This window comes from Streptomyces flavusporus (assembly GCF_046267975.1).
Classification (GTDB): Bacteria; Actinomycetota; Actinomycetes; order Streptomycetales; family Streptomycetaceae; genus Streptomyces; species Streptomyces flavusporus.
Genome location: NZ_CP176503.1, coordinates 2,646,585 through 2,660,713, shown reverse-complemented (window position 1 = coordinate 2,660,713; position 14,129 = coordinate 2,646,585). Strand labels below are relative to the sequence as shown.

14 protein-coding genes are annotated in these 14,129 nt (G+C 70.6%); 9 read left to right on the top strand and 5 right to left on the bottom strand.

What is annotated here, in order from left to right:
* The first annotated feature begins 18 nt into the window (after positions 1 to 18).
* From ACKTSN_RS12725 to ACKTSN_RS12715, 3 genes are read left to right on the top strand one after another with little or no spacing between them, the layout of a single operon-like run.
* The gene (locus tag ACKTSN_RS12725; RefSeq protein WP_409469227.1) at positions 19 to 615 is read left to right on the top strand and encodes a DUF5998 family protein; all 597 of its coding nucleotides are present in this window, start codon (positions 19 to 21) and stop codon (positions 613 to 615) included.
* On the top strand, positions 615 to 1,814 hold the full coding sequence (locus ACKTSN_RS12720; RefSeq protein ID WP_409469226.1) for an alkaline phosphatase family protein: 1,200 nt from the start codon (positions 615 to 617) through the stop codon (positions 1,812 to 1,814). Before ACKTSN_RS12725 ends, ACKTSN_RS12720 begins: the two co-directional genes overlap by 1 nt.
* A gap of 42 nt (positions 1,815 to 1,856) precedes the next feature.
* Positions 1,857 to 2,504 (top strand): thymidine kinase, encoded by a 648-nt coding sequence (locus ACKTSN_RS12715; protein WP_409469225.1) that lies wholly within the window; start codon positions 1,857 to 1,859, stop codon positions 2,502 to 2,504.
* A 16-nt stretch (positions 2,505 to 2,520) separates the two neighbouring features.
* Here the strand turns inward: ACKTSN_RS12715 and ACKTSN_RS12710 are convergent, their stop codons facing one another.
* The gene (locus tag ACKTSN_RS12710; RefSeq protein WP_409469224.1) at positions 2,521 to 3,324 is read right to left on the bottom strand and encodes a VOC family protein; all 804 of its coding nucleotides are present in this window, start codon (positions 3,322 to 3,324) and stop codon (positions 2,521 to 2,523) included.
* 299 nt (positions 3,325 to 3,623) lie between these two features.
* Between ACKTSN_RS12710 and ACKTSN_RS12705 the strand changes: the two genes are divergently transcribed.
* A complete protein-coding gene (locus ACKTSN_RS12705) occupies positions 3,624 to 4,475 on the top strand; it encodes a sulfurtransferase (protein WP_409469223.1) in 852 nt (283 codons plus the stop codon).
* 232 nt (positions 4,476 to 4,707) lie between these two features.
* On the opposite strand, the gene sepH is transcribed toward ACKTSN_RS12705, so the two are convergent.
* The 3 genes from sepH to ACKTSN_RS12690 form a co-directional block, all read right to left on the bottom strand.
* Positions 4,708 to 5,742 (bottom strand): septation protein SepH, encoded by a 1,035-nt coding sequence (gene sepH, locus ACKTSN_RS12700; RefSeq protein ID WP_409469222.1) that lies wholly within the window; start codon positions 5,740 to 5,742, stop codon positions 4,708 to 4,710.
* 468 nt (positions 5,743 to 6,210) lie between these two features.
* A complete protein-coding gene (locus ACKTSN_RS12695) occupies positions 6,211 to 7,530 on the bottom strand; it encodes a D-arabinono-1,4-lactone oxidase (RefSeq protein ID WP_409469221.1) in 1,320 nt (439 codons plus the stop codon).
* Positions 7,490 to 8,728, bottom strand: a complete 1,239-nt coding sequence (locus ACKTSN_RS12690) for an MFS transporter (RefSeq protein WP_409469220.1) — start codon at positions 8,726 to 8,728, stop codon at positions 7,490 to 7,492. The genes ACKTSN_RS12695 and ACKTSN_RS12690 overlap by 41 nt, the downstream gene beginning before the upstream one ends.
* A 188-nt stretch (positions 8,729 to 8,916) precedes the next feature.
* Here ACKTSN_RS12690 and ACKTSN_RS12685 point away from each other — a divergent pair, with 188 nt between their 5' ends.
* Together ACKTSN_RS12685 and ACKTSN_RS12680 are read left to right on the top strand one after the other, a co-directional pair.
* Positions 8,917 to 10,044 carry a ferrochelatase gene (locus ACKTSN_RS12685; protein ID WP_409469219.1) on the top strand — a complete coding sequence of 376 codons (1,128 nt, stop codon included), beginning with the start codon at positions 8,917 to 8,919 and terminating at the stop codon, positions 10,042 to 10,044.
* Between the two features lie 8 nt (positions 10,045 to 10,052).
* The gene (locus tag ACKTSN_RS12680) at positions 10,053 to 10,868 is read left to right on the top strand and encodes an inositol monophosphatase family protein (RefSeq protein ID WP_409469218.1); all 816 of its coding nucleotides are present in this window, start codon (positions 10,053 to 10,055) and stop codon (positions 10,866 to 10,868) included.
* Between the two features lie 69 nt (positions 10,869 to 10,937).
* Here ACKTSN_RS12680 and ACKTSN_RS12675 read toward each other — a convergent pair whose 3' ends face one another.
* Positions 10,938 to 11,111, bottom strand: a complete 174-nt coding sequence (locus ACKTSN_RS12675) for a hypothetical protein (RefSeq protein ID WP_165396400.1) — start codon at positions 11,109 to 11,111, stop codon at positions 10,938 to 10,940.
* A 433-nt stretch (positions 11,112 to 11,544) separates the two neighbouring features.
* Here ACKTSN_RS12675 and ACKTSN_RS12670 point away from each other — a divergent pair, with 433 nt between their 5' ends.
* From ACKTSN_RS12670 to ACKTSN_RS12660, 3 genes are all read left to right on the top strand, one after another.
* Positions 11,545 to 12,198, top strand: coding sequence for a response regulator transcription factor (locus ACKTSN_RS12670; RefSeq protein ID WP_007385219.1), 654 nt, complete (start codon positions 11,545 to 11,547; stop codon positions 12,196 to 12,198).
* 6 nt (positions 12,199 to 12,204) lie between these two features.
* Positions 12,205 to 13,434: a sensor histidine kinase gene (locus ACKTSN_RS12665; RefSeq protein WP_409469217.1), complete on the top strand. Its 1,230-nt coding sequence runs from the start codon at positions 12,205 to 12,207 to the stop codon at positions 13,432 to 13,434.
* Between the two features lie 395 nt (positions 13,435 to 13,829).
* Entirely contained in the window at positions 13,830 to 14,126 is a 297-nt protein-coding gene (locus tag ACKTSN_RS12660; protein ID WP_003993510.1) for a DUF4193 domain-containing protein, read from the top strand.
* Positions 14,127 to 14,129 lie beyond the last annotated feature (3 nt).

The following is a 14,129-nucleotide window of genomic DNA, read 5'->3' as shown; positions in this document are numbered from 1 at the left end:
TCAGTCGGTCCCCGTAGGATGGGCCTCATGGCCAAGACAGGTACGACGACCCAGGGGCTGCGTGCGGCGATCGAGCGCAGCGGCTACTACCCGGCCCTCGTGGCCGAGGCGGTGGAGGCCGCCGTGGGCGGCGAGCCCATCCGGTCGTACCTGGTTCACCAGGAGACGACGTTCGACCAGAACGAGGTCCGGCGGCATGTGACCGTGCTGGTCCTCACCGACAACCGCTTCATCGTCAGCCACACCGACGAGCAGGCCGCGGACAGCACCTCCCCGACGCCGTACGCCACGACGTCGACGGAGTCGGTGAAGCTGGGCCGGATCTCGTCGGTGGTCGTCAGCCGCGTCGTCGCCAACCCGGAGTCGTACGCGCCGGGCACACTGCCGCGCGAGGTTGTGCTGACCATCGGCTGGGGCGCGGTCTCCCGCATCGACCTGGAGCCCGCTGCCTGCGGCGACCCCAACTGCGAGGCCGACCACGGTTACACGGGCAGTTCGACGGCGGACGACCTCAGCCTGCGCGTCAGCGAGGCCGGGGACGGACCGGAGACGGTGCGCCAGGCGCTCGCCTTCGCTCAGGCCGTCTCCGAGGCGACCGCGGGCCTCGACCGCTGATGGCGCAGCCCGCCGCCTGGGAGGACCACCCGGAACCCCTCGCCGTCGACTCCGCCCCCCGGCCCGAATACGGCACAGGCTCGCTCGCCGACCTGCTGCCGACGCTGGCCGCGGGCATGGGCGTGCCGGACATGACCGCCACGATCACCGAACTGACCCCTGCCGACCGGGTCTGTGTGTTCCTGATCGACGGCCTCGGCTGGGAGCAGCTCAGGGCGCACCCGGACGAGGCCCCCTTCATGACCTCGCTCCTCGCCGCCTCCCGCGGCGGTACGGGCCGTCCCCTCACCGCCGGATACCCCGCGACGACCGCGACGTCCCTCGCCTCGGTCGGCACCGGCCTGCCCCCGAGCGCACACGGCCTGCCCGGCTACACCGTGCGCAACCCGGCCACCGGCGAGCTGATGAACCAGCTGCGCTGGCAGCCGTGGACCGAGCCGCGCGCCTGGCAGCCGTATCCCACGATCTTCGACCTGGCCCAGAAAGCGGGTGTGCACGCCGCGCAGGTCTCGTCCCCCGCCTTCCAGAGCACCCCGCTGACCAAGGTCGCGCTCAGTGGCGGAACGTTCCACGGGCGGCTGACCGGCGAGGAGCGCATGGACTTCGCCGCGGAGCAACTCGCCGCCGGGGACCGGAGCCTGGTCTACACGTACTACGCCGAACTCGACGGCGCCGGTCACCGTTTCGGCGTCGCCTCCGACACCTGGCGCGGCCAGCTCATGTACGTCGACCGGTTGGTGCAGCGGCTGGCCGAGCAGCTCCCGCAGCGCAGCGCGCTCTATGTCACCGCCGACCACGGCATGATCGACGTGCCCTTCGACGAGCAGCACCGCATCGACTTCGACGAGGACTGGGAACTGCGCGCCGGGGTGGCCCTGCTGGGCGGCGAGGGCCGCGCGCGGCACGTGTACGCGCTGCCGGGCGCCGAGAACGACGTACTGACCTGCTGGCGTGAGGTGCTCGGCGAGCAGTTCTGGGTGGCCTCGCGGGACGAGGCGATCGCCGCGGGCTGGTTCGGCCCACCCGGCGCATGCGACGACCGCGTGTACGCGCGCATCGGCGACGTGGTCGCGGCCGCCCGCGAGGACGTACTGATCATCGCCTCCGAGCGGGAGCCGAAGGAATCGTCGATGGTCGGCAACCACGGCTCGATGACCCCCGCCGAGCAGCTGATCCCGCTGCTCGAAGTACGCTCCTGACACCCCTGCCCCGTCGTTTCGCCGAAAGGTGCTCAACTCCCCATGCCCGAGCTGGTCTTCTTCTCCGGAACGATGGACTGCGGGAAGTCGACGCTGGCTCTCCAGATCGAGCACAACCGCTCCGCGCGCGGGCTGCAGGGCATGATCTTCACCCGCGACGACCGGGCCGGCGAGGGCAAACTGTCCTCGCGCCTCGGCCTGGTGACCGACGCGGTGGAGGTCGTCGACGGCATGGACCTGTACGCGTACCTCGTCGACCACCTCTCGCAGGGCGGCCGCGCCGACTACGTCATCGCGGACGAGGCACAGTTCCTGGCGCCGGAGCAGATCGACCAACTCGCGCGCGTGGTCGACGATCTGGGCCTGGACGTCTACGCCTTCGGTATCACGACCGACTTCCGTACGAAGCTCTTCCCCGGCTCCCGGCGCCTGGTGGAGCTGGCCGACCGGGTCGAGGTGCTCCAGGTCGAGGCCCTTTGCTGGTGCGGCGTCCGCGCCACGCACAACGCCCGCACGATCGGCGGTGAGATGGTCGTCGAGGGCGCCCAGGTCGTCGTCGGGGACGTCAACCAGGCGGACACCATCGGGTACGAGGTGCTGTGCCGGCGTCATCACCGGCGTCGTATGACCGCCGCGACGGCCCGCGCGGCCGCGCTGTCGCCCGATGTGCTGCCGGTGTCGCTGGCCTGAGTCGTCCGCTTCCGCCTCAGCGCCCGCTCTGGATCAGCGAGAACCTTGCGCCCTCCGGGTCGGCCACCGTGGCCATGCGCCCGTGCGCGCTGTCGTGCGCCGGTTTGAGGACATGCCCGCCGAGATCGACGAGCCGGTCGACCGCCGTGTCCATGTCGGTGACCTCGAAGTACGTCAGCCAGTGCGGACCCCGGTCGCGGGGAAGGGAGTTGCCCACGCCGTGGATGCCGACGACCGGGCGGCCGTCGAGGCGCAGGGTGAGGTAGTCGTGGTCGGCGGAGACGACCGGCTCCTTTTCGTAGCCGAACACCGTCTCGTAGAACTTGGCGACGCTCTCGGACTCTAACGTGCGCAGTTCGTGCCAGGCCGGGGTGCCCGGCACACCGGCGATGCCGGTGCCGCGGTGCGCAGCCGCCTGCCACACGCCGAAGACGGCACCCGACGGGTCCGAACAGATGGCGAGGCGCCCGGCCTCCTCCGCGTCGAGCGGACCCACGCCGAGGGTGCCGCCGCACAGCCGTACCGTCTCGGCCGTCTGATCCACGTAGTCGGAGGCGAAGTAGGGGGTCCAGGCGATCGGCAGGTGCCGGTCCGGAGGAAGCCGGCCGATGCCCGCCACCTCGCGGCCGTCGAGCAGCGCCCGCACATAGGGGCCGAGTCGCTGGGGGCCGGGACGGAACTCCCAGCCGAACAGCGATCCGTAGAACTCCTGGGTCGCTGCCACCCCGTGCACCATCAGACTCACCCAACAGGGCGTGCCGGGCGTGTACCGGGCGTGTGCTTCGCCGTTCCCGCCGGCCGACCCCCGTGCTTCGGTCATCGTCACCCTCTCCTCGGCCCCTCGCGGTGGCCGTGTCGCCTGCGCTCTCCGGACCCCGTGCCGATGCTCGCACCGCCCTCGGTGTCGCGCGCTCCGGGCGCGCCGCCGCATCCTGGCCTGCCCGTGCTCGGAGGATGCCCGATCTGCGGTTTCTCACCTTGTCCAGGCGATTGCTCCCGGGTGTCGATCGGCTGTACAGCATGTGCCCGATCCCGTACGCCTTGTGATCGAACCTGTCCGGCCGAGCAGAGTAGTCGGACATGGACGATGCGGCCACCCCATAGGCGAGGATGGTGGCCATGAACGCCATCATTTCCGCATCCGAACTCGCGGGCGTCCTGGCGGGCGCGAACCCGCCCGTGCTGCTGGACGTCCGTTGGCAGTTGAGCGTGGCCAAGGCGGCCGGTGAGCCGCCGTTCGACGGGCGGGCCGAGTACCGGGCCGGGCACATCCCCGGCGCGGTCTTCGTCGACCTCGACCGGGAACTGGCGGGGGCGCCGGGCGAGCGGGGCCGGCATCCGCTGCCCGACCTGGCCGAGTTCGGCGCTGCGATGCGTCGGGCGGGTGTGTCGTCCGGGCGGCCGGTCGTCGTGTACGACGGTGGGCAGGGCTGGGCTGCGGCCCGGGCCTGGTGGCTGCTGGGGTGGACGGGGCATCCGGATGTGCGGGTGCTCGACGGGGGACTGCCCGCGTGGGAAGGTCCGCTGTCGGTGGAGGAGCCGACGCCCGAGGAAGGCGATTTCCAACCGGTGCCCGACCCTGAAGGGTTCCTCGACGCGGACGCGGCTGCCGCGCTGGCCCGCTCTGGTGTGTTGTTCGACGCGCGAGCGGCGGAGCGGTATCGCGGGGATGTGGAGCCGATCGACCGGGTGGGCGGGCATATTCCGGGGGCGGTGTCGGCGCCTACGACCGAGAACGTGGGGGCGGACGGGCGGTTCCTGCCTGCGCAGGAGCTGCGGGCGCGCTTCGGTGCGCTGGGGGCGCACGACGGTGCGAAAGTCGGCGTGTACTGCGGCTCGGGTGTTTCCGGGGCGCATGAGGTGCTGGCGTTGGCGGTCGCGGGGATTCCGGCGGCGCTGTACGTGGGGTCGTGGTCGGAGTGGTCGTCGGATCCGTCGCGGCCGGTTGCGGTGGGGCCGGAGCCGCAGTAGCGGGCGTTGCGGCTGGGCGGACGGGCGTGGTGCGCTCGCCTGCGCTGGCGGGGTGCCGCTGCGCCCACCCGTGCCGCCCCAGCGGCACTACTGTCCGCAGCTACGTCTGGTACAGCAGCCGCGGCCACCTGTGCCGCCCTGGGAGTCCCCAGGCCCTTAAGGCACTGGGGAAGGCACGGTTGCCCGCAGCTAAGTCTGCTGCTGCGGGCTCTCGTTTTCGTGCGGTTGCGTACTACTCCTGCTTCTTCCGTCGTGTCCCGAACACGATCTCGTCCCAGCTCGGGACCGCCGCTCTGCGGCCGGGGCGGACGCCGTCGGCCTCGGCCTGGCGGTCGGTGGCGCCGACGAGGCGGTCGCGGTGGCTGCCGACGGAGCGCGGCATCAGGACGTCCGCATAGGCGGACCCGGCCGAGGCGGCGGGAGCCGGGGGCTCCTCCGCCGCGGGCGGCTCGGCGGGTTCCTCCGCAGGCTCCGGCGACGGGCGCTCCGGTACGACGAGGTCGCCCCTGAAGCTCGGCACCGCCTCCAGCAGGCTGGTCAGCGAGTCCCGCTCGCCCGTGCTCTCCTCGGCAGGCTCCGGCGACGGGGCCGGCAGGACCGGCCGCTCCCGATCCGGGGCACGCTCCACCGAGCGGTCGCGCGGCAGCCGTGCGATACGCGGGACGAAGGGAAAGCTGGGCTCGGGCGTGCCGAGGTCGTCGGACTCGCCGATCAGCGAACGCGCCTCGTCGTCGACGGCCTGGACGAGCCGCCGGGGCGGGTCGTACGTCCAGCTCGCCGAGTGCGGCTCGCCCGCGACGCGGTAGACGAGCAGGACCTCCCAGGTGCCGTCGTCGCGGCGCCAGGAGTCCCACTGCACGGTGTCCTTCTCGGCGCCGCGCAGCACCAGCCGTTCCTGCACGGCCTCGCCGAGCAACGGGCCGGAGTTCTCGCCGGGGCGACGCACCGGTGTCTTCCGGGCGCGCTCGGCCATGAAGGCACGCTCGGCCAACACGGGGCCCTCGAACCGCCGTACGCGATCGACGGGGATACCGGCCATCTGGGCGACCTCTTCCGCGGTCGCACCCGCACGTATCCGCGCCTGGATGTCTCGCGGGCGGAGATGGCTCTCCACCTCGATCTCGATCTGGCCGAGGCGGGGACGGTCGCCGCGCACGGCGGCGCGGAGCCGTTCGTCAATCGGAAGCGTGTACTCCGTGCTGTCCGCAGCCTTCAGCACCAGCCGTGTGCCGTCATTCGAGACGGCCACGACACGCAGTTCGGGCATGGGGACCTCCCGGGTGGTGCCTGCCGACGTCACGTGCGTCGCTGCTTCCGCTAGTCGAGTGTGGCCTGCCCGGGTGCAGCCTGCCACAACCTTGCCGAGTTGCCCGGCGTGTCGGGCGCGGGCCCTGGATCGCCGTTATGGCACGGTTACCTATCCGCAACGCTAAGTGACAAAATCCGTCACCCTGTGCAACAAGCCCCCTCCCGGCGGTCCTTGAAGGCCCCGGACACCCTGGCGGGAGACCGGACCCAGGGCTCGCAACAGTACTCCATTCGGACCACGTGCGTGGATTGCCGCGCCGCCAACTTCGTCCCGGGGGCCGTACTTGGCCGCAGCCGGCCGGATTTCTCGATCACAAACGTGGCGTACTTCACGGATTCACCAGAAACGGAACCAGCGGTTTCGTCGGTACGTGTCCGGGTCCGAGGGCGGCACCGGTGACTGTCCGGACGCCGGCCACCACGCCCGCTACGACCCCAGAACCCTCCGCAAGTAGTCGTTCTGGAACCGCCGTTCCGGGTCAAGCCGATCCCGCAGCGCCGTGAACTCGCCGAAGCGCGGGTAGGCCCGGGCGAAGTACTCCGCGTCCCGGGTGTGCACCTTGCCCCAGTGGGGTCGCCCCTCATGCGCGGTGAAGATCCGCTCGGCGGCTGTGAAGTACGCCTGATAGGGGGTGCCTTGGAACATGTGGACGGCGATGTACGCGGTGTCCCGGTCCGATGCCGTGGACAGCGTGATGTCGTCGGCCGGGGCGGTGCGCACCTCGACGGGGAAGCTGATCCGCAGGCGTGAGCGGTCGACCATCGCCTTCAGCTCGCGCAGCGTCTCGACGGCGGCCTCGCGCGGGACGGCGTACTCCATCTCGACGAAGCGCACCCGGCGCGGAGACGTGAAGACCTTGTAGGGGATGTCCGTGTAGGTGCGCGCGGACAGGGCCTTGCTGGAGATCTGGGCGATGGCCGGGATCGTGGCCGGCGCCGCGCGGCCGACCCAGTTGGCCACCTGGAAGACGCCGTTGGAGAGGAACTCGTCCTCGAACCAGCCCTTGAGCTGCCCCACCGGCCGCTCGGGGCCGGCGCTGCGGTTGTTGCGCTTGGTGTTGGTGCTGCCGGTGTGCGGGAACCAGTAGAACTCGAAATGCTCGTTCTCGGCCCAGAGTTCGTCGAAGGTGCTGGTGACCCGGTCGAAGCTCATCGGCTCCTCGCGGGCGGTCAGCAGGAAGATCGGCTCCACGGCGAAGGTGATCGCGGTGATGATGCCCAGCGCGCCGAGGCCGATACGGGCGGCGGCGAAGACCTCCGGGTTCTCCTTCTCCGAGCAGGTGAGCACCGAGCCGTCGGCCGTGACCAGCTCCAGGGCCTTGATCTGGGCGGCGATCGACGCCGACTCACGGCCTGTGCCGTGAGTGCCGGTGCTGGTGGCCCCGGAGACCGTCTGCTCCATGATGTCGCCCATGTTGGTCAGCGACAGACCCTCACGAGCCAGGGCCATGTTGAGCCTCTTGAGCGGCGTGCCCGCCTCGACCGTGACGGTGCCGGCATCCCGGTCAATGTTGCGTATGCCCGTCAACAGTTGAGGGCGAATCAACACACCGTCGGTCGCGGCGATCGACGTGAACGAGTGGCCGGTACCGACCGCCTTCACCTTCAGGCCGTCCTCCGCAGCCCGCGCCACTGCCGCGGACAGCTCCTCCACGGAGGCGGGCATGACCGCCCGTACGGGCCGGGCGGTGACGGTGCCGCCCCAGTTACGCCACGTGCCGTTCTTCCCGCTCGCTGTGCTGCTCAACGGTGCCTCCCCGACCCGGAGCCGGCTGCTTGAGCCGGCGGTACCCGAGGAAACCGACCGCGACCGCGACGGCCCCGGCCACCGCCGGAACCCCGTACCCGGAGCGCGCACCGGCCGCGTCGATCACCCAGCCGGCCACGGAGGAGCCGAGGGCGACCCCCACCGCGAGCCCGGTACTCACCCAGGTCATGCCCTCGGTCAGTTGCGCGCGTGGTACGTGCTCTTCAATCAGGGACATCGTCGTGATCATCGTGGGAGCGATGGACAGGCCCGCGACGAAGAGCGCCACGGCCAGAAACGGCAAGTTTCCGACCAGTAGGAGGGGGATCATACTCACGGCCATGGCGCAGACGCCCAGGAGCCAGCGAGGTTCGGGCGCCCCCTTGAAGTGCAGCAGCCCGAAAACGGCTCCCGCCACACAGGAGCCCAGCGCGTACACCGCGAGTACGACGCTCGCGGCGCCCTTGTGGCCCTGCTCCTCTGCGAAGGCCACCGTGACCACGTCGACCGCCCCGAAGATTGCCCCGGTCGCCACGAAGGTGGTCACCAGTACCTGCAGACCGGGTGAGCGCAGCGCGCTGCCCCCGCCGTGCCGCTCGCGCGGGTGCGGCGCGGGCTCGGTGGCCCGCTGAGCGGTGAGCCAGAAGACACCGGCCGCGAGGAAGCAGGCGGCCAGCAGCGGGCCGGCCTCCGGGAACCACGCCGTGGACAGGCCGATGGAGATGATCGGCCCGAAGATGAAACAGATCTCGTCCACCACGGACTCGAAGGAGTACGCGGTGTGCAGTTGCGGCGTGCCGCGGTACAGGGCGGCCCAGCGTGCCCGGATCATCGCGCCGATGCTCGGCACGCAGCCGATGGCCACACAGAACACGAACAGCAGCCAGTCCGGCCACCTGTAGTGCGCGGCGAGCAACAGCCCGGCCGCGCCCAGCAGCGCTATCAGGGTCGCCGGGCGGAGCACCCGCCGCTGCCCGTACTGGTCCACCAGGCGCGAGACCTGCGGGCCCGCCACCGCGGCCGCCAGCGCGATCGTGGCCGACAGCGCACCCGCCAGCCCGTACCGCCCGGTGAGCTGCGAGACCATCGTGACGACGCCGATGCCCATCATCGACAGCGGCATACGGCCGAGGAATCCCGCGGCGGAGAAGCCCTTGGAGCCTGGGGCGGCGAACAGGGCGCGATAGGGGCTGGGCACTGGGTCTCCGGCGGCTCGGTACGGCGTATCGGCCGGCGTGACGTGGCCGATACGGCTGCGGTAAGGCATAAAGGTGGCTGATACAGCTTACGAGTCGGCTGCCGTCCGAGACACCCCGGGAGGAGGCCAAGAACACGTCGGTCACCCGCCGTTTCCCGGCTGTCAGTGCCGGGTGGCAGGATCGACTCATGCCAGACGCGCTCGATGCCACCCCCTACGACGCCTTGCTCCTGCTCTCGTTCGGCGGCCCCGAGGGGCCGGACGACGTGGTCCCGTTCCTGGAGAACGTGACGCGCGGGCGCGGCATCCCCAAGGAACGCCTGAAGGAAGTCGGGCAGCACTACTTCCTGTTCGGCGGGGTCAGCCCGATCAACGACCAGAACCGCGCCCTGCTGGACGCCCTCCGCAAGGACTTCGCGGACCACGGCCTGGACCTGCCGATCTACTGGGGCAACCGCAACTGGGCCCCGTACCTCACGGACACCCTGCGCGAGATGATCCGCGACGGCCGCCGCCGCATTCTGGTCCTGGCCACCAGCGCCTACGCCTCGTACTCGGGCTGCCGGCAGTACCGCGAGAACCTCGCCGACTCGCTCGCCGCCCTGGACGCCGAGGGCCTGCCGCTGCCGAAGATCGACAAGCTGCGGCACTACTTCAACCACCCAGGCTTCCTCGAGCCCATGATCGAGGGCGTGCTCCGGTCCCTGGCCGACCTCCCCGACAACGTCCGGGACGGAGCGCACATCGCGTTCACCACCCACTCCATCCCGAACTCCGCCGCGGACAGCTCCGGCCCCGTCGAGGACCACGGCGACGGCGGCGCGTACGTCAAGCAGCACCTGGACGTCGCGCAGCTGATCGCTGACGCCGTCCGCGAGCGCACCGGCGTCGACCACCCCTGGCAACTGGTCTACCAGTCGCGCTCCGGCGCCCCGCACATCCCGTGGCTGGAGCCCGACATCTGCGACCACCTCGAGGAGCGCCACGCCGCGGGCGTCCCGGCCGTCGTGATGGCCCCCATCGGCTTCGTCTCCGACCACATGGAGGTCCTCTACGACCTCGACACGGAGGCCGACGCCAAGGCCGAGGAACTGGGCCTGCCGGTGCGCCGCTCGGCCACCGTCGGTGCCGACCCGCGGTTCGCCGCCGCGGTCCGCGACCTCGTCCTGGAGCGCGCCGCCGTCGAGCGCGGCCAGGAGGTCACCCCCTGCGCCCTGGGCGCCCTCGGTGCGAGCCACAACCTCTGCCCGGTGGGCTGTTGCCCGGCCCGCACCCCCCGCCCTGCCGCCGCAGGCGCCGACAGCCCCTACGCGTGAGGAGCACCGTGACCGACACGCTGCACACGGACCTGCTCCAGCTCGCCCGGGAGGCCGCCCGCCGGGCCGGCGAGCTGCTGCGGGACGGGCGTCCGGCCGACCTCGCGGTCGCCGCCACCAAGTCGAGCCCCATCGACGTGGTGACGGAGATGGACATCGCGGCGGAGAAGCTGATCACCGACCTGATCTCCGGCCACCGTCCCGACGACGGCTTCCTCGGCGAGGAGGGCGCCTCCAGCGAGGGCAGCAGCGGCATCCGCTGGGTGATCGACCCCCTGGACGGCACGGTCAACTACCTCTATGGGCTGCCGACCTGGGCCGTCTCCATCGCGGCCGAACAGGACGGCGAGATCGTCGTCGGGGTCGTCGCGGCCCCGATGCGCGGCGAGGCCTACGGTGCGATCCGCGGCGGCGGCGCCTGGGCCACCGGTGCCTGGGACGGCGAGCGCACCCTCGCCTGCCGCCCGGCGCCGCCCCTGGACCAGGCCCTGGTCTCCACGGGGTTCAACTACGTCACCGGGGTCCGCACCCACCAGGCCGACGTGGCTCGCAGGCTGATCCCGCTCCTGCGCGACATCCGGCGCAGCGGATCGGCCGCCGTCGACCTGTGCGACGTCGCCGCGGGCCGCCTCGACGGTTACTACGAGCGCGGACTGAACGCCTGGGACTTCGCGGCCGGCGACCTGATCGCCCGGGAGGCGGGCGCGCTGACCGGCGGACGCCCCGGAGAGCGCCCGTCACGCGACCTGACGGTGGCGGGCACTCCGGGCGTCTTCGAGCCCCTCCAGCGGCTCCTGGAGGACTTCGGCGCCTGGCACGACTGACGAGTCAAAAAACTACAGCGGGCCCCGGCGATGGATTCGCCGGGGCCCGCTGTCGTACGTGTGAGCCGGTCAGACGCCGGACGCGCCGACTTCCACGCCATGCTCGGCGGCGAGGCGGCGCAGGTCGTCGAGCTCGCCCTGCTCCACCTCGACGAGGAAGTCGTCGCCCTCATCACGAGCCCGCGTCAGGTCGGACTCGGTCGCCCTTATGCGCTGCAGAAGTCCTGCGGTGAAAGCGTCCATGCTGCGCCCCCTCGTCCTGGGTCGTGGGTCGGTGGCACGGGGGTGTGCCTTCGGGAGGGGCGATCACGTCTGTGGGTGCCCAGCGCTGCCCTGCTGGGCGGCGACGGTGCCGGACACCCACGCCCACTCTGCGGAAAGCGGACCGCGGTGTACCGCATGGTGCTGCGGCACAAGCAGAGCGTGATCGCGGGGTGTATTCGGTCCTCCCCCCGCTCCCTTCTGCGGAAACCTCAACCGGAGGAGAAAATCTCGCATTCCCGGATCCGGCAACCCGTCCGCGCGGGCTTCGCGCAGGGTCCGCCCGGTGCCCGCTCCGCCGTCTTACTGCCCACTTATGGCCGAAAAGGGCAGGATGGAGGTCAACACACCCCCGAAGACCCCTGCCCGCGTGTGCTCAGGCGCTACGCGGGTGGACACAGGAAGGACAAGCGACGTGCGCGTACTCGTCGTCGAGGACGAGCAACTGCTCGCCGATGCGGTGGCCACCGGACTGCGCCGGGAGGCCATGGCCGTCGACGTCGTGTACGACGGTGCGGCCGCCCTGGAGCGCATCGGCGTCAACGACTACGACGTGGTCGTCCTCGACCGCGACCTCCCCCTGGTGCACGGCGACGACGTGTGCCGCAAGATCGTCGAGCTCGGCATGCCCACGCGCGTGCTGATGCTCACGGCGTCCGGCGACGTCAGCGACCGGGTGGAGGGCCTGGAGATCGGCGCCGACGACTATCTCCCCAAGCCCTTCGCGTTCAGCGAGCTGACGGCACGCGTGCGTGCCCTCGGCCGGCGCACCAGCGTGCCGCTGCCGCCCGTCCTGGAGCGCGCCGGGATCAAGCTCGACCCGAACCGCCGCGAGGTCTTCCGGGACGGCAAGGAGGTCCAGCTCGCGCCCAAGGAGTTCGCCGTCCTGGAGGTGCTGATGCGCAGCGAGGGCGCCGTCGTCTCCGCGGAGCAGCTCCTGGAGAAGGCCTGGGACGAGAACACCGACCCGTTCACGAACGTGGTGCGCGTGACCGTCATGACCCTGCGCCGCAAACTGGGCGAGCCGCCCGTCATCGTCACCGTCCCGGGCTCCGGCTACCGGATCTGATCGACCGTGGCAGCGAACCCCGCGCCTCCCCAGGCGCCCCCGAAGCCCACCTGGGACCCCAGGAAGCCACCCCCGTTCCCGATCCTGCGCCCGACCATCCGGATAAGGCTCACGCTGTTGTACGGCGGCATGTTCCTGATCGCCGGCATCCTGCTGCTGTCGATCATCTACCTGCTGGCGGCGAACGCGCTGAACGTGGGCAGTGACCTGCCCTTCAAGATCCTCTCCGGCCAGGTGGCGAGTGAGGCCTGCAACTTCCCGTCGCAGCCGACCGCCACCGAGCTCAACCACGCCATGAACGACTGCGTCAACGAGCAGCGCCAGCACGCCCTGGACAATCTGCTCAGCCGCTCGCTCCTGGCGCTCCTCGGGCTCGCCGTGATCGCCTTCGCCTTCGGCTATGCCATGGCCGGCCGTGTCCTGTCGCCGCTGGGCCGGATCACCCGCACCGCGCGCGCGGTGGCCGGCTCCGACCTGTCCCGCCGGATCGAGCTGGACGGACCGGACGACGAGCTGAAGGAGCTGGCCGACACCTTCGACGACATGCTGGAGCGGCTGCAGCGGGCCTTCACCGCACAGCAGCGCTTCGTCGGGAACGCCTCGCACGAGTTGCGGACCCCGCTGGCGATCAACCGCACGCTTCTCGAGGTGCACCTGTCCGACCCGAGCGCGCCGATGGAGTTGCAGCAGCTCGGCAAGACGCTGCTGGCCACCAACGAGCGCAGCGAACAGCTCGTCGAGGGGCTGCTGCTGCTCGCCCGCAGCGACAACCAGATCGTCGAGCGCAAGCCGGTGGACCTCGCCGAGGTGGCCTCGCAGGCCATCGACCAGGTGCACGCCGAGGCGCAGGCCAAGGGCGTGCAGATTCGCGGCAAGCGCGAGCGCGCGGTCATCCAGGGCAACGGCGTCCTGCTGGAGCGGATCGCCCTGAACCTCGTGCAGAACGCCGTGCGCTACAACATCCACGAGGGAGGCTGGGTCGAGGTCACCACGGAGATCCAGCACGGGCAGGCCGTCCTGGTCGTCGCGAACACCGGGCCGGTGGTGCCGGCGTACGAGATCGACAACCTCTTCGAACCGTTCCGGAGACTGCGTACCGATCGCACGGGGAGCGACAAGGGCGTCGGCCTCGGCCTGTCCATCGTCCGGTCCGTGGCCCGGGCGCACGGCGGGCATATCGCGGCGCAGCCCCGGGAGGGAGGAGGGCTCGTGATGCGGGTCACCTTCCCGATCTGAGACCATGGAGCCGACACACCCGAGGAATGTTCGCTTTGCGCGGAATTTTCGGGGCACCCGTCCGGCTGTCCTATGTGTGATCGATCACAAGGGCGATTTTCAGGCCATCTACTCTCCGTGATCATTTAGCTGCCGGAAAGCCCAAAAAATCCGGGTTTTCCAGGGGCTTGATCACGGGAAGTACACGATGAGGCCCCTTTGAAGTGCGACATTCGGACCGTGTACGGTCCCGATCGCCATCCAAGCCGATCACTCGTGAGGAGTCCGGTTGGGTGTCGATTGAGTAACAGACCTTGATGTGAGGCAAAATCTCCGCCTCGGGTCGGGCACAAGTCCGGCCTCTCACGCGTTACGTGCGCTGGAGACACCGCAGACACCCGGAGGGGGAGAGCGACATGGCAACCGACTACGACACCCCACGCAAGACCGACGACGACGTCGACTCGGACAGCCTGGAAGAGCTGAAGGCCAGGCGGAACGACAAGTCCGCCTCGGCGGTCGACGTCGACGAATTCGAGGCCGCCGAGGGCCTGGAGCTTCCCGGCGCCGACCTCTCGAACGAGGAACTGGCGGTCCGTGTGCTGCCGAAGCAGCAGGACGAGTTCACCTGCATGAGCTGCTTCCTGGTGCACCACCGCAGCCAGCTGGCCCGGGAGAAGAACGGTCAGCCGATCTGCCGCGACTGCGACTGAGGC